Annotated in this window: 22 protein-coding genes; all 22 read right to left on the reverse strand. The window is 40.4% G+C overall.

Annotated features, from left to right (window positions below):
- Positions 1-24 precede the first annotated feature (24 nt).
- The 22 genes from arsD to nrfD all read right to left on the reverse strand — a co-directional run bounded on the left by arsD (position 25) and on the right by nrfD (position 18,049).
- Positions 25-411 carry an arsenite efflux transporter metallochaperone ArsD gene (gene arsD, locus ACYQ3Q_RS01225; protein ID WP_459926856.1) on the reverse strand — a complete coding sequence of 129 codons (387 nt, stop codon included), beginning with the start codon at positions 409-411 and terminating at the stop codon, positions 25-27.
- A gap of 335 nt (positions 412-746) precedes the next feature.
- Positions 747-983 (reverse strand): hypothetical protein, encoded by a 237-nt coding sequence (locus tag ACYQ3Q_RS01230; protein ID WP_459926857.1) that lies wholly within the window; start codon positions 981-983, stop codon positions 747-749.
- Between the two features lie 172 nt (positions 984-1,155).
- Complete coding sequence (locus ACYQ3Q_RS01235) at positions 1,156-1,485, reverse strand: hypothetical protein (RefSeq protein ID WP_459926858.1); 330 nt, start codon at positions 1,483-1,485, stop codon at positions 1,156-1,158.
- A 45-nt stretch (positions 1,486-1,530) separates the two neighbouring features.
- Positions 1,531-1,779 carry a hypothetical protein gene (locus ACYQ3Q_RS01240; RefSeq protein WP_459926859.1) on the reverse strand — a complete coding sequence of 83 codons (249 nt, stop codon included), beginning with the start codon at positions 1,777-1,779 and terminating at the stop codon, positions 1,531-1,533.
- 31 nt (positions 1,780-1,810) lie between these two features.
- Complete coding sequence (locus ACYQ3Q_RS01245) at positions 1,811-2,218, reverse strand: arsenate reductase ArsC (RefSeq protein ID WP_459926860.1); 408 nt, start codon at positions 2,216-2,218, stop codon at positions 1,811-1,813.
- Positions 2,219-2,233: 15 nt separating this feature from the next.
- A complete protein-coding gene (gene arsB, locus ACYQ3Q_RS01250; protein ID WP_459926861.1) occupies positions 2,234-3,319 on the reverse strand; it encodes an ACR3 family arsenite efflux transporter in 1,086 nt (361 codons plus the stop codon).
- 11 nt (positions 3,320-3,330) lie between these two features.
- A complete protein-coding gene (locus tag ACYQ3Q_RS01255; protein ID WP_459926862.1) occupies positions 3,331-3,669 on the reverse strand; it encodes an ArsR/SmtB family transcription factor in 339 nt (112 codons plus the stop codon).
- Positions 3,670-3,850: 181 nt separating this feature from the next.
- Positions 3,851-4,699 carry an arsenite methyltransferase gene (locus ACYQ3Q_RS01260; protein WP_459926863.1) on the reverse strand — a complete coding sequence of 283 codons (849 nt, stop codon included), beginning with the start codon at positions 4,697-4,699 and terminating at the stop codon, positions 3,851-3,853.
- 88 nt (positions 4,700-4,787) lie between these two features.
- Positions 4,788-5,345, reverse strand: a complete 558-nt coding sequence (gene sigZ / locus ACYQ3Q_RS01265; RefSeq protein ID WP_459926864.1) for an RNA polymerase sigma factor SigZ — start codon at positions 5,343-5,345, stop codon at positions 4,788-4,790.
- Positions 5,346-5,405: 60 nt separating this feature from the next.
- Complete coding sequence (locus ACYQ3Q_RS01270; protein WP_459927180.1) at positions 5,406-5,645, reverse strand: thioredoxin family protein; 240 nt, start codon at positions 5,643-5,645, stop codon at positions 5,406-5,408.
- A 25-nt stretch (positions 5,646-5,670) separates the two neighbouring features.
- Positions 5,671-6,372 (reverse strand): cytochrome c biogenesis CcdA family protein, encoded by a 702-nt coding sequence (locus ACYQ3Q_RS01275; RefSeq protein WP_459926865.1) that lies wholly within the window; start codon positions 6,370-6,372, stop codon positions 5,671-5,673.
- Positions 6,372-6,911, reverse strand: a complete 540-nt coding sequence (locus ACYQ3Q_RS01280) for a thioredoxin family protein (protein ID WP_459926866.1) — start codon at positions 6,909-6,911, stop codon at positions 6,372-6,374. The genes ACYQ3Q_RS01275 and ACYQ3Q_RS01280 overlap by 1 nt, the downstream gene beginning before the upstream one ends.
- Positions 6,908-7,171 carry a 4Fe-4S dicluster domain-containing protein gene (locus ACYQ3Q_RS01285; RefSeq protein WP_459926867.1) on the reverse strand — a complete coding sequence of 88 codons (264 nt, stop codon included), beginning with the start codon at positions 7,169-7,171 and terminating at the stop codon, positions 6,908-6,910. Before ACYQ3Q_RS01285 ends, ACYQ3Q_RS01280 begins: the two co-directional genes overlap by 4 nt.
- Positions 7,172-7,217: 46 nt before the next feature.
- Entirely contained in the window at positions 7,218-8,222 is a 1,005-nt protein-coding gene (locus ACYQ3Q_RS01290) for a permease (RefSeq protein ID WP_459926868.1), read from the reverse strand.
- A gap of 138 nt (positions 8,223-8,360) precedes the next feature.
- Entirely contained in the window at positions 8,361-9,530 is a 1,170-nt protein-coding gene (locus tag ACYQ3Q_RS01295; protein ID WP_459926869.1) for an MFS transporter, read from the reverse strand.
- 57 nt (positions 9,531-9,587) lie between these two features.
- Complete coding sequence (locus ACYQ3Q_RS01300) at positions 9,588-9,902, reverse strand: ArsR/SmtB family transcription factor (RefSeq protein ID WP_459926870.1); 315 nt, start codon at positions 9,900-9,902, stop codon at positions 9,588-9,590.
- 636 nt (positions 9,903-10,538) lie between these two features.
- Positions 10,539-10,727: a twin-arginine translocase TatA/TatE family subunit gene (tatA, locus tag ACYQ3Q_RS01305; RefSeq protein ID WP_459926871.1), complete on the reverse strand. Its 189-nt coding sequence runs from the start codon at positions 10,725-10,727 to the stop codon at positions 10,539-10,541.
- 75 nt (positions 10,728-10,802) lie between these two features.
- On the reverse strand, positions 10,803-11,996 hold the full coding sequence (locus tag ACYQ3Q_RS01310) for a molybdopterin molybdotransferase MoeA (protein ID WP_459926872.1): 1,194 nt from the start codon (positions 11,994-11,996) through the stop codon (positions 10,803-10,805).
- 16 nt (positions 11,997-12,012) lie between these two features.
- Positions 12,013-13,032 carry a molybdopterin-binding protein gene (locus ACYQ3Q_RS01315; RefSeq protein WP_459926873.1) on the reverse strand — a complete coding sequence of 340 codons (1,020 nt, stop codon included), beginning with the start codon at positions 13,030-13,032 and terminating at the stop codon, positions 12,013-12,015.
- Positions 13,033-13,578: 546 nt separating this feature from the next.
- Positions 13,579-14,187 carry a TorD/DmsD family molecular chaperone gene (locus tag ACYQ3Q_RS01320; protein WP_459926874.1) on the reverse strand — a complete coding sequence of 203 codons (609 nt, stop codon included), beginning with the start codon at positions 14,185-14,187 and terminating at the stop codon, positions 13,579-13,581.
- A gap of 93 nt (positions 14,188-14,280) precedes the next feature.
- Positions 14,281-17,097: a molybdopterin-containing oxidoreductase family protein gene (locus tag ACYQ3Q_RS01325; protein ID WP_459926875.1), complete on the reverse strand. Its 2,817-nt coding sequence runs from the start codon at positions 17,095-17,097 to the stop codon at positions 14,281-14,283.
- Between the two features lie 19 nt (positions 17,098-17,116).
- Positions 17,117-18,049, reverse strand: coding sequence for an NrfD/PsrC family molybdoenzyme membrane anchor subunit (nrfD, locus tag ACYQ3Q_RS01330; protein WP_459926876.1), 933 nt, complete (start codon positions 18,047-18,049; stop codon positions 17,117-17,119).
- Between the last annotated feature and the right edge of the window lies 1 nt (position 18,050).

Genomic DNA, 18,050 nt, shown 5'->3' on the forward strand with positions numbered 1-18,050 from the left:
TTATTATTGGGTCATTGGTCATCTTTAACAACTTCCGTCGGAACAGCCACAGCCTGAGTTTTTAGGATGAATATTAAACGTCTTATCTTCCTCACCCAAAAAGCTTAGCGAAATATCGAGGAGCTTCGCAAATTCTTCATTGCTAGGATATCTCCCAGTGATTAATAGCTCACCCTCTAAGACAGTAGCTGGCAGTTCATCTACCCCTTTAGTTTGGAGAAGATCGTTCACCGCCTTATTGTTGACAAATTCCATCGGTGCATTTGTAAGATTGAAACGGTCTACCTCAATTCCGTTTTTCTTTAATGAATTGAGAACGGTAGAAATTCGAAGCAATTCAGTGTCAACTCCTACACCACATAGACCCGTAGAACAGCACATAGCGGGTTCGAAAATCTGCATTTTTTTCATAAAAGTCACTCCTCATTATATATTTATAAAACAACTTACTTTAAGAGGAGTCTTAAACTCCTTCTGAAGTAAGTTGGACTTAATCAAACATCTTAGTGTAAGATCTTTCTCATTATGCCTTATCGTTATAATTTCATTAAAAATACTGCTATAGGCTGCCATCAATATGCCAGCCTATTTATGTTCCCATGCTCCGCAAAAATATATATCTAAAGAGCGCACGACAAGTGAGCTTGTATGAATCTCTTGTTAAAGGTAGTACCTAATAGTCAGGTAAAAATAACCCCCGAAGTCACTAACTTTGGAGGTTAAAGACCAACAGTTTTGTCAGACTGTTACATTCTCAAACCATTATTGATACTTACTTTCATTTTTCGCTTTCCTAATTCTTGCTCTACTAAAATAAGGTGTTGTACAGGGGGCAAAAGTTCGCCGTCTTCAATAATTCTCTCGATAAAATATAGGCAGTTGGGTTTCTCATCTTGGGAATTGCTCAAACTTTTGTACTTAAAACAGCGTATAACATCGTTGTCTTCTTCGATACCTAAACCGCAGCAATGACATGTCTTCATGTTACAACACCCTTTCTTCCAGGTACGTACATAACTCAAATACGTCATCAATATAATAATCGATTGAACGGTCCAGTACAACGGGTAGTCTTTTTTCAAAACCTTAAAATCTTTTTATCTTTTCCCAATGTCGCCTTATCGCCCGTTTAGTAGTTATTTAAAAATAGTTAAATCAAACCATCTTATTTCTGATTTCTTCATAGATCCTGGAGTTGCTAATACCACCGTTAAAGCATACCTTTCCCTCAATCGCGACCAAAGGTAAGGCATATCCGGTTTTGAACATCATGTGGGCAGTATCATAACCACTCAAATCATCCTCAAGCACATCAAGGAATCGCACCCGCACTTTTTCAACCAAATCACTTTGCATTATAAAGCGTTTCAAGTCCTCAAACATTTCCCCCATAGTTTTTTGAGAACTTGAGCCACAGGAACCGCCACAACTACAAACCCCTGTCGGTTCCTCGTCTCGAATTCCAAACACCTCAATCTCGATCATACCTCTTCCCCCTGAATATTCTTGTCGCCCTTACTTTACTTATTTTTAGCTGGATTTAACTAAATATTGTTTATATGCCTCAAGCAAGGCTATCTTATAGTCTCTTTTAGCACCTTCCACAATATAATTTTTCCGTGCCACTATTTCCAATAGTTTTTCGGCAGCCTCATCATTCACTAAGTCGAGGCTCTTTACATCCAGAAAAGCCTGTTCAAGTCCTATTAACCCCACTAGTGAGCCACCAATGTTTAGAGTAGATACTTTGGGTGCTTTAGGATCACAACATTGACTCATATCGTAGATTCTGTCCTCCTTTCGTTTTAATTTACCACAAATTGTTTATTCTTCCTTTTAAGTCCCTAACCTTCTGTTCGATTAATTGGGCAGTTTTTATAAATTCATGTTTATCCTTCCCCGTAGGATCATCCAGTCCCCAATCCTCCCTGTATTTACACGGCAGAAACGGACACTCCACGTTACATCCCATGGTAATGACAACATCGACAGGAGGGATGTCAGATAGTAATTTTGAGCTTTGAGTTTGGTTCATATCTACGCCATAGAGTTCATTAATCACTGCAACGGCAGCTTGATTAATCTGTGGCTTGGTTTCAGTCCCTGCCGAATAGGCTTCAAAGTCATCCGCTGCGATTAGCTTTGATATCGCCTCCGCCATCTGTGACCGACAGGAGTTATGAATGCAAATATAGGCGACTTTTATTTTCTGAGTCATATATCAAATCTCTCCTTAAAAGCCATGCTTTGGTAGGCCATTTTTATCAAAATACTTGCCCTTGAAGAAGAGCGCTGAATTTACCAGAGCAATCATGACCGGCACTTCAACTAAAGGACCAATTACCGCCGTGAAAGCAACATCTGAAGCTATACCAAAGACAGCTACAGCAACTGCTATGGCTAGTTCAAAGTTATTACTTGCGGCTGTAAAAGCAAGGGTTACCGTTTGGTCATATCTGAAACCGCCCTTAAAGGACATATAAAAGCTTACAAAAAACATAATGGCGAAGTAAATTAACATGGGTATGGCAATTCTAATGACATCGCCTGGATTATTAATAATCTGTTCTCCTTTGGTGATAAACATAATGACAATTGTATAAAGCAGGGCTATCAAAGCTAGGGGAGATATCTTTGGAATGAATACCTTATCGTACCACTCTTTTGTTTTAATTCGTATTAAGCTAAACCGTGTCATAAAACCTGCAGCAAAAGGAATACCCAAGTAAATAAGGACGCTCTTTGCTACTTCCCACATGGAAACATCTACGACCTGGCCTCCCCAGGAAAGTCCCAGCCACTTAGGTATAAGAGTGACAAAGATATAAATATAGACAGTGTATAACAGAATTTGAAAGATCGAGTTAAGGGCTACCAAAGCAGCACAATACTCGTTATCACCTTTAGCCAGGGTATTCCAAACAATAACCATGGCAATACACCGAGCAAGCCCAATGATAATAAGTCCAATAGCAAACCCAGGTTTATCTCCAAGCAGCAATACAGCCAGCACAAACATCAAGATAGGACCAATAATCCAGTTTTGGATCAGCGAAAAGGAAAAAATCTTTTTATTTTGTGTCACTTTTCCGATCTCTTCATACTTCACCTTAGCAAGAGGTGGATACATCATGATGATCAGACCTATTGCTATCGGCCAGGATATTGTTCCAGTGCTGAACTCACCCAATGACTTTGCTAAGTCAGGAAAGAAATACCCACCAAAGACACCGACTGCCATTGCGATAAATATCCATAGTGTCAAGAATCTGTCTAAAAACGACAACCTAGCTTGTTCAATCTTTTCCACTTCAATCATCCTCCATAGATTTATTCACAGTTCATCGTCTTGCGCTTTAACCAATCCTTTAAGTTTTGCAGATCATTTTGATATAGTTCTAGATTCCTCAAATTATCATAAACCAAACTATCTATAAACTTTATACGCTCATCGATAGCCAACGAATAGTAAACCCACTGGGCGTGTTTGCGGTCTTTCAGCAAATCAGCATTCTTAAGATAAATTAAGTGCCTCGATGCTTTGGCTTGTGATATTTGTAAGGTTTCCATGATATCGCAAACACAGAGTTCTTTTTCGTACAACAGGTTAAGAATCCTCAACCGAGTTTCATCGGATAGAGCCTTTAATGCATCCAACAGCTTTTCCATTGATTCACCTCTTTTCTAACCTTATATACATATATTCGTTTAAGCGATTATATGTATATAATACACCACAATCCCCTAAAAGAGAACAAAGTATTTTGGAAATTTTTTTTAGAAAGCTTGTCTAGCACCAAGCCACAGAAGAAAAAAGAAGCCTTTTCAGGCTTCAATTTAGCATTACCGGTTAACAGCATTTACCCGTTAAAGAAGGAGTACAGCAGGGTTTACTAATCTCACGTTCTTCTTTTGTTGCTTCAATGATATAAGAAGCAACAAACTCTTCAATATTCTGATCGGGTGCCCAGGACTTTACAATCTCCTTGCTGTTATCCTTGGGAGTCAATCGGATATCCTTAAAGCCCACTTTCTGCAACATTGCATGGATGTCTCCGACGTATTCGGCACCACCAATACAACTTGCAATCAACGCTAAATCTTCCTTAATAGTTTGAGGTAATTGTGCAGTAGCAACGACATCCGATGTTGATAATCTTCCACCAGCCTTAAGAACCCTTAAAGCGTCTTTAAACACCTGCTCTTTATCTAGAGAAAGGTTGATGACACAATTAGATATGATCACATCCACTGAACTATCGGCTACCGGCAAATGTTCAATTTCACCCAATCTAAATTCTACATTGGTATACCCACTTTTCTCGGCATTATTCCTCGCTAGCTTAATTATATCGGGGGTCATATCAACCCCTATCACATGTCCGGTTTCCCCCACTTGCCTTCTGGCAAGAAAGCAATCAAAGCCACCTCCGCTGCCAAGGTCAAGGACTACTTCCCCCTCTTTTAAAGCAGCAATAGCGATAGGATTCCCGCACCCAAGTCCCATGTTGGCTTCCGATGGCACATTTAAAAGATCCCCTTCGGTATAACCAATTTTGGCGGATATTTCACTAATATCTACCAGAGAACCACTGCAACTGCATCCACCACCACAGCAGCCCCCTTCAGATCCTTTCTGAGCAACTTCTGCATAGTTGTTTCTAATAAATTCTCGAATCTCTTCCTTATTGTTTGTCATACATACCCTCCATACCGTTTTCATTCAATAGGTCTCCACTTATAAAGACGTAGAAAAAGAAAAAAGGACGCATACTACGTCCAGTTTCTTAACAATAATCGCATTCACTATTCTTATGCTTATAGTCAATGATATTCCCTCTTCTATCAACTTCCAACTGACAGCAGCCCAACAACATTTCTTTTAACAATTTCCTCCCACGCTGAACTCTTGATTTGGCCCCTGATATCGAAATACCCAGCTTCTCACTTAATTCTTTCTGAGTCATGTTTTGAAATTCTGTCAGAAGAATTGCCTGCTTATAGGTCTCCGGTAAACTGTCTACCATGACTTTTAGGCAAGCTGCTATTTCAGTATTTGTCGATAGTTCCTCATCTTTACTGCTTTCCAGATCTTCAGTGAGATCTGTGACTTCAAACTTATTATGATTTCTCCTATAGTAGTCCGTCATAGTGTTACGGGCTACTCGGTATATCCAAGCATGAATTTTATCTTCATCCAAAACGCTACCGATATTTTTATGGATTTTTAAATATATCTCCTGAAAGATATCCTCGGCATCATGCTCATTGACAACCCGTTTCTTAATAAACCTTTTGAGGGGTAGACTGAATTCCTCCCAAACACAGTTTATACAAGTACTCACAGCAAACCACCTCATTTTAAAGAAGCTATTCCATAGGATATTTAGGGAATCTATCAATTTCTACTTATAAGTTTCTAGAATCTTAGCGATATCTTTCGGCTTCAAAACCTTACCAACAGAGACAACCTTCTCATCAATGACTAAGGCCGGGGTCGACATTACCCCATAGGCCATAACCTCCTGCAGATCGTTAACTTTAATTATTTCCGCTTCTATGCCTGTCTCTTTTAATGTTATCTCGGTATTTTCTTTCAACGTCTCACAGTATTTACATCCGGAACCCAAAATCTTGATGATCATCATAATCCACTCCCTAACTTTTATCTTAGAATCCCAAATAAAACATATAAAAGGCGATTAACACAATGAATGTGCCCATTAAAATTCTTAGAATTTTACTTACACCGCCATACTTCTTACTTGATGAAAGCTTATGTACAAAACCCACAGAGGTTCCTGCAATCAACACCAGGAAACTATGTCCTAAAGAGTAAAGCAGGAGTAGCAATATTCCCAATAACAAGCTTCCCTCTTTGGCGACCATTGCAAGTAATACAACCAAAACAGGTGTTGCACAGGGCGATGAAAAAAAACCACCTAAAACTCCGGCAAAAAATGCTCCCATAAAGCCACGTTTAGTACTTATGCTGATAGCATGAGTAGCAGGAATGAAATTAAATATCTCCCAGGTTTGTAAAGCCATTAGAAGCATAAGTACACCAAGGAGTATATACCACCAAGAGCCGGTTCCTTGCATTAGCCTACCAAGAAGCGAAGCAACTGTCCCTAAAATGGTAAAAGTAACAGCCATACCCGCTGAAAACACAACAGACAACCAAAAGGTCTTTTTGGCGTCCCTTTGTCTTGTTCCTCCAACATATCCTATGACAAGTGGTACACTTGTCAACGAGCAAGGAGTAAGGGAAGTAAGTACCCCTGCCAGTAAGGCTAAAAACGGTGCCAACCATAGATTAGTGGAAATAGTTGCTGAAATAGCTTCAAGCCACTGGTTCGTTATAATATCCATTATTTCAACCCCATTTCCTTCAAAACGCTCATTAATTGTTCTTTGGTTAACCCTCCTTCATGAGCTGTAAAGACGTGCTCCTTTGATTCTCTCAACGAATAAAGTTTCATCTGCATAGCCTCAGGATCCGATGGATTGTAAGGATTACCTTCTGCATCAATAAATATCTGTGTTGGTATCAGACTGATTGGATAACCTTCAGCAAGTTTCTGGTACTTCCAGACATCGACAAACTTAATGATTGCTTTTCCTTGAAGCTCCTCATTTAATCCTTTTAAAACCGGAGCCATTTCTTTGCAGGGAATACAAGAGTCTGCACCAAAATCAATCACCATAGGGAGTCCATAGGATTTCAATTTTTCAAGATCTAAGGCTTCCGTTACATGTAGTGCAAAGTCAGAGTTGTTGTTACCGACGAGTTCAGCATCTTCTTTATTATTTTTAATGACCCATATACCGACTATAACACAAATAAGCAGCACCGGAATTATAATTTTAAGCGCTCTACTTTTAAAATGTTTGGTATTTTCAGCATTCATTCACAGCATCCTCCATTATCATTTCCCCATGAACAAATTATATTTCCACCCCTCTCTCCATGGTCACCCCCATAACTAATAGCTTCCACAGGACAAAGCTTTCCGCATCCATGACATCCTTGGATGCAATTTTCCGGACTAATTACAACCGGTGTAGGTAGTTTTTTGAGATCATACACCCCATGTTTACATTTGTCCGTACATGCACCACACTCAATGCACTTTTCATAGTCGATTACCGGATACCAAGTTTCTGACATATATTTGACCTCCTTCTCAGTTTTTAGTTATAAAAAGCTGTTAAGCCTACATCAATAGATAACCAAAGGCATTGAAGGAGTATCCAATGATCAGAATCCCCAGAGTAACAATCCCCGCAAAGATCACTAAAAGTTTCATCTTCACAACTTTCTTTAACAAGATCATCGAGGGCAGTGAAAGTGCTGTTACGGCCATCATGAAGGATAAAGCAGTTCCAAGTCCTACACCTTTTAATACTAAGGCTTCAGCGATGGGCAAGGTTCCAAAGATATCCGCATACATTGGCACACCAACAAGGGTGGCTAATAAAACCGAATACCATTTATCCTGGCCAAGTACAGCTGAAATGATGTTTTCAGGAATCCAATTGTGGATGGCAGCACCTATTCCAACGCCGATGAGAATATATAGCCATACTTTTTTAATGATCTCTAAGACCTGGTCTCTTGCATATTCCATTCTTTCCCGAGTCGTCAGCTCTTCTTGTTCAACTTCAAGTACCTTATTGCCAAAAACAAACGATTCGACATACTTTTCAAGCTTTGCTTTACTAATGATTGTACCGCCAATAACTGCAAGGACAATCCCAACAACCACATAGGCTATGGCTATTTTCCAGTTAAAGATACTGGCAAGTAAAATAACCGATGCTAAATCGACAAGAGGAGACGATATTAAAAATGAAAATGTCACACCAATCGGCAGACCTGCACTGGTAAAGCCTATAAACAATGGTATGGAAGAGCATGAACAAAATGGTGTAACAGTTCCAAGTAAAGCACCTAATATATTTGCTGAAACTCCCTTGTATCTACCTAATATTTTTCTCGTTCTCTCCGGTGGGAAAAAACTTTGGATGCATGAAATCGTATAGATTAAGACTGAAAGCAATATGAAGATTTTTATGACGTCATAAATATAAAAATGAATGCTTCCACCTAATCGATCCTGAATGCTTAACCCAAAAACGTTTTCTACCAAAAGCTTTACTAAATTATAAAGCCACTCCATTCTAAGTAATTGATTATTTAACCATTCAAAAATAAACAAACGCACATCTCCTTGAGATTAATCACAACCTTTTGGGGCCTCCTCATACAACATCGTTCATTCTCTCCTAAAGTTCTTGTAGACTCATTTTTGTGATATTCCATTCCAATATTCATAATTGCTCCTCCAATTCTGCTTTTATCCTTGAATGCTTGCTTTAAAGCTGCTTTTTACGAGGAATGTACTAATTGTTACGAGCAATAGGCCTATACCGTAAATTATAAACAGGGTTTCAAAGCTGGACGCAGCTACAATGCTACCACCAATAGCAGTTCCAATTCCACCACCACCCATAAAGCAGAAAGCAACTAGCGACATGGCTATACCCCTTGCTTTAGCGGCAAACTCTGTAGCAATCGTCAAGAATGTAGAATGAGCCATCATGAAACCAAGTCCCATTAAGCCAACAGCAATTACTACAATAGGAAGAAAACCTCCCATAGAAGCCAATAATATATCTGCTAAAAAGGCAAAACTTAATCCAATTGCAGCAGTTTTTTTACGGCCTATCTTTGCAGCAGTAGTACCGGATTTTCTACCTGCAAGCAGGGCCATAATACCAAAAGCTGTCATAACCATACCTACAGCAAAATTATTAAGATTAAATGTTGTCTTTATAAAACCCCCGAGAAATGAAAAAGAACCTAGCAGAAAAAAACCTTCAAATACAACTAAAACATAAATGATAAGACTGGAAGGATTCCTTAATAAGTTTATGTATGGCATTAATGCTTTACTTTCTTTATTCTTTGTAGATGGTATCTTTCTACCTATGGTAAACAGCGATACTGAAGAAATGACAGCTAGACCTGCATAAACTGCAAATACCCCTCTCCAATTGAGGAAATGAGCAATTGAGCCACCAATTGCCATACTAAGACCTTGACCAAGGAAAGAGATCCCCATAAAAGAGCCAATAGCAGACTGTCTTTCCTCCATAGGGAAAATGTCTCCGATAAGTGCAAGAGAGACTGGCATGACAGCAGCAGCAAACATTCCAGTCAATGCCCTATATACTGCTAGGTCAGTAATGGAAAATGCAAATGCGCATAGTGCAGTGGCTATCGTAAACACTGAAATTGAAACGGTTATAACCTGTCTCTTTCCTAGGCGCTCTGCAAGATACCCATAAAGTAACTGAAAAAGACCAAAAGGTAGCATATACGCAGTAATAACAATTGACGCTGAAGCAACATCCACATTTAAGTCCTGTGCGATGGATGGAAGTATTGGAGAAACCACCCAATTATCTGCCATTGCTACAAACCCTGCAAAACCAAGTATCAGAATAATTGTTCTCTTATCCATACAATCCTCCCCAAATTACAATAGTTAGAAATACTATAGCATCCAAAACAACCTCATTTATTTAGATAATGAAGTCTTTGTTTCTTCTATTTGACGTAGAATAATTGCTTCGACGAGATCAATCATCTCGTAAACTTCCTTGTTTTTTATTGAATAGATAACCTTAGATCCATCTTTTCTGCTTTCAACAACACCCTGATTTTTTAACACTGTAAGATGCTGAGAAGTATTCGATTGTTCAGAATCAAGATTAGGTAGTATATCACAAACGCACAGTTCACCTTTTCTTAAGAGCTTAATTATTTGGATTCTTGTAGGATGACCCAAAGCCTTAAATACATTTGAAATAAGTTGGTTACCCATATTTGACATTTTAACACCTCATATAATTATTATATTAGAAATTTCTAATATAATAATTATATGAGGTGAGTCTATTTTTGTCAATGAAAACAACAAAAAACTCTCAGATCAATTCTGAGAATTAAAATCAGTTATTTACAGCAATTATTGAGCCTGAGGCCATTTTCCGTATATTGAAAAAGGAATTAAACCACATTAAAAGTATCAAATAAGATAAATCATTAATTAAAAATTATTCTAAATTCCTAACATAATTATATATCCCCATATGTAGTACAAAATTTCCAGCACTTCATTTTTGAATAAGGGATTTAGTAATTATATTCATCTATTTACTGTGAATCAATTAGTCTTTGCTCGCTCCTCAGAAATGACAGACTGCACTACTTTTCGATCTGAGTGATTATCCTATCTACGTTAACTATTAATAACGAAAAAGTTTAGTGCCTGTTCAAATGGACAAGCATTAAACTTTTTTTATTTACGTAGAAGTTCCGCCAGAAGAGCAATAAAAAGCCAGAGTGAAGAACAATCCACAAACTGGTTTTAGCATTTATAACGGTTACGATAAGGATACCAGACACCCCGCCCCACCCATACGCCTCTGCAGTTATGCTTTCAATGACCCTCTCTGACTATATTATCCTAACCTTTATTTAAATCCTTGGTACTTTCAACATGCTCCAGATCAGTAGTCGCTGATCTGAACTCCTTAATCCCCCGGCCTAAGGACTTACCCAACTCTGGTAATTTTCCAGGTCCAAAAATAACGACAGCAACAACTAGCAGGACCACGGCAGTCGTCGGTGTGAGTAATCCAAACGTTGTTAACATACTAATCGCTTCCTTTCACGTTGAACGTAAGAAGATACTTTTATCATGGTTTTCTGCCCTTGAAGATGCTTCAAGTTAAAACAGAATCACTTTATGCTGTTCCCCATCTTTAACTAATTCATTAGGGCCCAGATCCAAAACCCCATTACATTCGGCAAGGGACTTCAAGATACCGGATTTTTGTTTTAAAGCAAGAATAGCGATCCTACCCGATGATGTTTCCTCGACTCGTACACGTATCATTCTACGAATCCCACATGCCTTGTGAACTTCTCCGCTAGCCACTGCGTTCACTATTTTTAAGTTTGTATTGGTATGACCAAGCATTTTTCTTAGGAGTGGGGCCACAAGTAATTCAGCTCCAATCAATGCAGCAGCCGGATTCCCAGATAGCCCAATAACTAGTTTATTTTTACAGTTACCAGCGATTATCGGTGTCCCAGGTTTAATGGCTACTCGCCAAAATAGAAGCTTTCCGCCGATATGGGTTATTGCGTCTGTGATAACATCATAGTCTCCAACGGATGCTCCACCGGTCGTTATTACCAAATCAACTTGTTCTAAAGCTTTATCCAAGGTTGCAGAAATTGTATCAATCGAATCTGTTACTATCCTCAGAGGTACAGCTTCTGCCCCTAATTCTTCGACCAGAGCAACAATTGAATACAAATTACTGTTATATATTTTACCTGGTCCTAGCGGTTCACCCGGTATTACTAGTTCATCGCCTGTCGATAAAATTCCAACCTTGGGCCGTCGAAATACAGGTATTTTCGTGAAACCTTGACAAGCGAGCAACCCTACACACGCTGGTGTAATGACGGTTCCTTGATTAAGCAACTGTTCGCCTTCATGAATATCTTCTCCACATAAAGCAATATTGTCGCCCAAGGACCAGGGCTTCTTAAGCATTATATTACTGCCTAGAACCTCGACATCTTCCTGACGAACGACTGCTGTTATTTCAGGGGGGACGTGCGCTCCCGTAAAAATTCTAATACCTTTGCCACTGGTGACAAACCTAGTATAAACATGACCTGCAGGGATTTCGCCCTCGATTGAGAATTGCCTGTCCCCAGTATCGTTGGAGTTTACTGCGTAACCGTCAACTGCCGCTCGATTAAAAGGGGGAATGTTAAGTTTAGCTATCAAATTTTCTGCTAGTACCCTCCCCCGAGAGTGTTGCAAAAGGACAACATCAATTTCTGATAACTTATAGTTTTTCATGATAATGCGATTTGCCTCTTCAAGTGAAATGAATTCTAGCATCTTGTACACTCCTTCTTTAGGCCTTCCCTAATGGGCAAACTGGATATCTGCACTCTGAACATTGCAGACAAAGTCCACCATGTGCTAGTTCAAGCAAATCTTGCTTCTCTAATTTCTCTCCAACTAAAATTCGGGGGAGAATGATATCAAAGGCTGAAGCTTTACTGTACATCACACATCCAGGAAGACCCATGATAGGAATCTCGCCATAGTAAGCTAATAAAAACATTGAACCGGGCAAGACTGGTAACCCGTACGTAATCAAGTTTGCACCAGTTTGTCTAATTCCAACAGGTGTTACATCATCAGGATCTACAGACATTCCACCAGTTACTGCGATAGCTTCTGCACCTTTGGCTATGAGAGTTTGAATTGCCTTAGAGATTTCCGTTGAATCGTCAGGAACACATATTTGTTCAATAATCTGACTTCCTAACGCCTCAAACTTTTTACTTACAACAGGTCCAAAACCGTCAACAATTCTTTGATGGAAAACTTCACTCCCAGTAACTACCAAGCCAACTTTATAGTGTTTCAGTGGTAGTATGGACATTAAATCTGATCGTTGAAGTAACTCTTCAGCCTGAATAATCTTCTTTTCTTCAATAACTAACGGTATTACCCGTGTACCCGCAACGACATCACCCTTACCAACTAAACTGTTGTTATGTCTAGTTGCAAAGCTAATTTGATCAATCGAATTCAGCGAATAAAGAAGGTCCTTATTAACTTTTAGCAAACCTACTGTCTCAGAAATTAGATTTACTTTTCCTTCTGAAGGCTCAGATAAGGTTAGATTTTTCCCGCATGCACCCTCTGCTAATCGATATGCGGCTTCATTTTCATGAATTTCATCTTCTTTTTGCTCCCAGACATAGATATTTTCTTTACCAATCCTAAGAAGTTCATCAACATCTTCCACTCTGATGATGTGTCCTTTCTTAAAAGCTCTTCCTTTGAACTTACCTGGAACAATTTTGGTTATATCATGAAACAGTATTGTCCCCACGGCTTCAGTCACTTGAATCATTCTCATTTATGTCGACCTCCAAACACTATTTATTCTTTAAATTGAGAGACCCTTACAATACTCATATGAAAACTGCCCTTGCTTAAACAATTTAAAAAGCAAAAAAGTGCAAGTAATATTAGCTGTATTTGTATCCCGGCGGATATTGTTACCATAAATAAATAATACACTTAAACTTGTCCGAAATATCTAGTATATTGGAGGAGATTATGGATATAAAGCCTAAGCTTGAGAATCCAGAAAGAGTCCCATTACTCAGGCAATTAGATGCTGGACAGCATCTAAAAGATCAAGATACCACCTTCATGCGGATGAAAAAGATCCCATGAACAGAAGATACCTAAGCCGGGTTACAACGTTGAAATCGAGACAGAAAATCAACTTATGGTTGTTTTCAAGATCAATGACTACAACCTTTTATAACAAAGACAAGAAGGGGGCGTAGTGAAACAAAAGTTTAGTTACGTCCCCTTGATACTATAAGCTTTATAAGTGGGGACACGCTGAAACCTGAATCGCGTTTGTTACAGATACTATCGTTTTAATGATCTACTACTCTTCCACTAGGGATTCCAGTCCAATACTTATGAGTTGGAAAAAAGGTTCCGTTGAGTATGCCCTCATAGTTTCAGCTAACGTCGGAATCCATTGCTGAAGGTGTTCACTTATGAACTCATTTTGCCAGACCATAATTTCCTTAATATCATCTTCAGCGCCATCTTGTTGAACAAGCCCTAATATCCTTTGTGCGAGAAACTGCATAAACTCTAACTCTGTAGAGACATGATCATCAGGAATGGAATACAAAGATTTCACGACCAGACCCGCTCGAAGATAGTGTTGCCGGACATTAACGGTGGTTTCTTGCATGAGCAAACCACTTCCACAGTAAACCGACTCATAAAGATTAACAGGCACCTGCCCAGGAGCAAAAAAGAGTCGTTCATACTCCTGCGTTAAACTATTAAGGTAATGATCAAGACCAGTCTTCTGAACGTTCTCAATTAATTGCTGATGGAGCGGAGAGTTCGTGTCACCCCAACTGCCCACAAGTTCAAGGGCGGATTTTAGCCACTCCTTGCTCGGTTTTTCTCGAAAGAACGTAGAAAAGAAATTATAGAAATTAATTTGAGCTTTCAAGTCCTGGATCGACAAATCCATACAGAGTCCTCCTTTGAGCTAAGTCGAAACAGTATCAACATCTAAAAAGAAGCGTCTAGAGGCTGACGAATCAGCCCCTTTTCGTTTGGTAATTTAGATCTTTTTAATCTTGACGATCATATCTGCATAGGTAGGCATTCCCATAAGCGGGCTTAAGCTATCCGGGTCTACTAACATATTATGGCTCGGTGTGTAATCCTTATGCTTATAAGTCCCACCAAGTCCAGGACTGAACCGACCACCCGTACCGAAGCCCATTTTTACGACTCCAGGCCGGATACCTTCACTGACGTAGACCTTACTCTTAACAGACCGCTTTAAGGGATTCTCAATTTCGATCATATCCCCAGTTTTCAGTCCCAGCTTCTCTGCATCTTGCGAGTGCATGAGCAGGGTTCCGACACACCAGGTATTGGCTTTAAACTTTTTGTTCTTAAGCTCAAAGCCTTCTTTTTTCGCAGGGTTTGCCTCGAGAATTTCATGTTCAAACGCATTGTTGAGCGGCATATAAATACCTTCGCAGGGGGTTTGGGCTAACCACGGGATCATTTGAGTTCCGCTCATTGCCTGATGTACCCGGCCGACAATGAGTTGGAACGGAAATTCTTCGGCATACTTTTTATATTTCGGGTTCGTATGGGGGTTCCAGGTGGTTTCGAACCAATAGAAGGTTGATGGCAGATGATCCCAACCAATCTCCTTCATTCCTCTCGGTAGATCCAATCCCTCCTGAATCTTTTTATCAATGCCAGAGTACAAATTAAACTTAAACTCAATAAGCTTGGTTTTTGTATTCGGGAAGGCTTTGTTCGCTACATAGTCCATACTCGTTGCATCAAACTTACGATAACGGTACCAGCTCATCGGCCAAACAGCAACACCCTTGTTTTTCCTGAGCCACTCGACAGTCACCGCGTCTCCTTTAATTTCTTTCTTTTCATTGTCAATGGTAACTCGACCAGCCTCTAGCGAATCGGGAGTTCCGATCAGCTTGTAGCCTTCTGGAAGCTTTGGATAAGGAAGCGGTTGTCCGACATTATACTTGCCCGGAGAGGGTTTTAGCATTTCATTGACAAAGTCCTCTTGACTCTTGTATTTCTCCCAGAAGTCTTTGGGTTGAATATCCTTATCTCCAAGCTCATACAGCTTTTTGGCAATGAGATTCATAATCTCTGTCGGGGGTTTAGATTCGTGAAGTGGCTTAATCACTTCATCCCTTAAATAAATCATAGGATGGGGCGGATAAATGTCACTTAGACTCATTCGTTCTGCGTAACTAGCCTCAGGTAGAATGACATCCGCATAAAGAGCACTTTCCAGATAGATGGTATCAATCGTCACCATGAGCTCGACCTTATAAACACCAGAAGGCTCTTTGGCGGTCAGTGCTTCTTGCCAACGATAGGGCGCGCTTCCTGTAACCACCGCATTTCCCGTACGCTGCAGAAACGCTTTGATGGGATATTTATGGCCTTTGAACGCTCCGTATTTTAACGAAACTCCTTCCATGAAAAGCTTTGGAAAGTCCCCAACGACATCATCCCAAGCAACAGGCCAGTCACCAAAAAGATCCATGTGGAGCTGCTCAACGTCGCCCTCTACCTCAACACCATTCACTGTGCGCATAATTTTTTTCTTTTTAAAGTCTTTACCGGTTGCACTTCCGCCCTTATCGGACTTGGTGATTTCAGTATCGACAACGCCTCCAGGCACATCGAAATTTCCAGTAATCACGTTAAGCGTTGCCATCAAGATTGAGGCCACATAACCGTTGTAATGATGTCCCGGACTTTGCATACCACAAACCAGGGCAGCCGGTTTCGTGCTGCCATACATATGGCTAAGCTCAATAATTTGTTCCTTTTCAATACCTGTTCGTGCCGCACACCACTCAAGACTGAAATAAGGCAAGTTTGTGATCGGATCAATTTTGGTCCACCAAGCTTTGAAGGCTTCTAAATACTCGTCCCATCCTTCGCTGTACTTTTTGAAGTCCCAATCAATATAACGGCGATCAATACTATTAGGGTTATCGTTTTCTAAGATATAACGTAACATCCCAGCAAAAAGCTCACCATCTGTTCCCGGACGAATCGGCAACCACAGATCAGCTTGAGAGCCGGTATTTGTTAAAGCTGGGTCAACGACAACGATTTTACACCCATTGTCCACTTTTGCGGCGAGTGTTCCCCGACTTTCATAGTTAATCCGGGTCGCCACAAAGGGGTTCCAGCCGACATAGATTATCAACTTATTTTTGTAAGTCAGGTCCTTTTTCAGGCTTCCGTCAGGTTGACGGACAAATACGGGACGCATGACATCGGGCTCAACTCGTTTCCCTCCAAACATCAACTTGGGTCCGTGGCGGCGAGGAGTATCACAAATGGCACCATGTTCCACAACATTAGGTGTCCCAAAGGCAAAGAATAGGCGCCAATACTGGTCTCGGTCTGTGACATCCCCAGCATCCATAATGACACTTTCCGGGCCATGCTCTTTTTTAATCTTGGTTAATTTATTACCAATATAGTCAATGGCCTCATCCCAAGTGGCTTTGCGGAACTTACCTTCGCCTCTTTCTCCTTCACGGATCATGGGGTACTTGATGCGATCAGGCGAGTAGACCAGCTGGACTCCAGAAGCACCCTTAGCACAACACGTGCCATCATTAAACGGTACCGCCTTATTGCCATATATCTTGGTCAGACGACCATCCTTCACCCACATTTCCAGGCCACATTCACTCGGACACATTACGTCTGCTGTATATTTAACGTCTACACCTTGGTTTTTTAGACTTTCTAGTTCATCTGCTTTGACTGGGCGTAGTTGAAAGAGCCCAGCCGATCCTAATGTCACTGCCGCAGCCCCTGCGCCAGTCCATTTTAAGAACGAACGTCTGTTCATCATACCTTTAACCTCCTTCATTTTAGTTCCACAAGCCCGCCGCTTGGATTCCAACTCCAACAATGCTAAAGCGCAGCAAGAGTCCTCCCAGTATTACGAGTAGAGCTCCAATCATTAACACAGGTTTTTTGTTGAGTGAGGGTTTATTTAACAAGACTAAGGGAACCAGAATCCCGAGCAGAATATCTCCGACCAAATACACGGGATCTTTCCATAAAAGTTCTAAGGCTTTTTGTCCTTGCAAGCTCGTAGCACCGAGTGTAATCCACTGAGAGATCACGAAGAAGATTTCTAAGGCTAAGGCACCTTGGATAATTCTCACTATCGTGCGAACAGTCTTCTCTTCAGGCTTCTTGTTCAAATACACGATCAGCACGAGCGCTGCGCCCGTGACAATAGCCGAGGTCAGGAAATAACCGGGTAATAGCGCACTGTTCCACAAGACATTTCCTTTCACAACTCCCAGCAGGAAAGCCGTGTAGATATCAGCAAGTAACGCTAAACTTAAGGTTAGGATCGATAGCCCACGGAACCCAAATCCCGAAGTGCTTTGACTTGCGCTGGCACTTTCTTGTACTCCTTTGAGAATTGGAATTGAGATTCCTTGACTCATTGCCAAACGGGCAATATACCATAGTAAGCAGAGCGGATAGAGAATGATCAGCCAAGTCCCCCAAGAAATGACGGACATAGGATTAAAATTAACTAACAAATGCCAAAACCTTAACGGCTGATGCAAATCAGCGAGCAATAAAAAAGGTACAGGGATAAAAGCTAATAAACTTGTGATAGCGGCAGGAAAAGCAAGAGTTTTAAACCGTTCCGATCGAAAAACTGTGTAAAGTGCTGATATGCACAAAGCGCCGACGCTTAACCCTTTGAAGAATATATATAAGGGAACCAAATAATTCCACGGACTAGCATTCACAACAACATATACATCATGTGTGCTCACT

It is taken from the genome of Desulfosporosinus burensis, assembly GCF_054657535.1.

Bases quoted from the DNA above. Each gene is read 5' to 3' on its own strand.
- arsD (WP_459926856.1), bottom strand. From the start codon at position 411: ATGAAAAAAATGCAGATTTTCGAACCCGCTATGTGCTGTTCTACGGGT.
- ACYQ3Q_RS01235 (WP_459926858.1), bottom strand. From the start codon at position 1,485: ATGATCGAGATTGAGGTGTTTGGAATTCGAGACGAGGAACCGACAGGG.
- ACYQ3Q_RS01245 (WP_459926860.1), bottom strand. From the start codon at position 2,218: ATGACTCAGAAAATAAAAGTCGCCTATATTTGCATTCATAACTCCTGT.
- ACYQ3Q_RS01255 (WP_459926862.1), bottom strand. From the start codon at position 3,669: ATGGAAAAGCTGTTGGATGCATTAAAGGCTCTATCCGATGAAACTCGG.
- ACYQ3Q_RS01280 (WP_459926866.1), bottom strand. From the start codon at position 6,911: ATGAATGCTGAAAATACCAAACATTTTAAAAGTAGAGCGCTTAAAATT.
- ACYQ3Q_RS01310 (WP_459926872.1), bottom strand. From the start codon at position 11,996: ATGCTAGAATTCATTTCACTTGAAGAGGCAAATCGCATTATCATGAAA.
- ACYQ3Q_RS01275 (WP_459926865.1), bottom strand. From the start codon at position 6,372: ATGGATATTATAACGAACCAGTGGCTTGAAGCTATTTCAGCAACTATT.
- tatA (WP_459926871.1), bottom strand. From the start codon at position 10,727: ATGTTAACAACGTTTGGATTACTCACACCGACGACTGCCGTGGTCCTG.
- ACYQ3Q_RS01260 (WP_459926863.1), bottom strand. From the start codon at position 4,699: ATGACAAACAATAAGGAAGAGATTCGAGAATTTATTAGAAACAACTAT.
- ACYQ3Q_RS01240 (WP_459926859.1), bottom strand. From the start codon at position 1,779: ATGAGTCAATGTTGTGATCCTAAAGCACCCAAAGTATCTACTCTAAAC.
- ACYQ3Q_RS01315 (WP_459926873.1), bottom strand. From the start codon at position 13,032: ATGAGAATGATTCAAGTGACTGAAGCCGTGGGGACAATACTGTTTCAT.
- ACYQ3Q_RS01325 (WP_459926875.1), bottom strand. From the start codon at position 17,097: ATGATGAACAGACGTTCGTTCTTAAAATGGACTGGCGCAGGGGCTGCG.
- ACYQ3Q_RS01270 (WP_459927180.1), bottom strand. From the start codon at position 5,645: ATGATCATCAAGATTTTGGGTTCCGGATGTAAATACTGTGAGACGTTG.
- arsB (WP_459926861.1), bottom strand. From the start codon at position 3,319: ATGATTGAAGTGGAAAAGATTGAACAAGCTAGGTTGTCGTTTTTAGAC.
- ACYQ3Q_RS01230 (WP_459926857.1), bottom strand. From the start codon at position 983: ATGAAGACATGTCATTGCTGCGGTTTAGGTATCGAAGAAGACAACGAT.
- ACYQ3Q_RS01295 (WP_459926869.1), bottom strand. From the start codon at position 9,530: ATGGATAAGAGAACAATTATTCTGATACTTGGTTTTGCAGGGTTTGTA.
- ACYQ3Q_RS01320 (WP_459926874.1), bottom strand. From the start codon at position 14,187: ATGGATTTGTCGATCCAGGACTTGAAAGCTCAAATTAATTTCTATAAT.
- ACYQ3Q_RS01300 (WP_459926870.1), bottom strand. From the start codon at position 9,902: ATGTCAAATATGGGTAACCAACTTATTTCAAATGTATTTAAGGCTTTG.
- ACYQ3Q_RS01285 (WP_459926867.1), bottom strand. From the start codon at position 7,171: ATGTCAGAAACTTGGTATCCGGTAATCGACTATGAAAAGTGCATTGAG.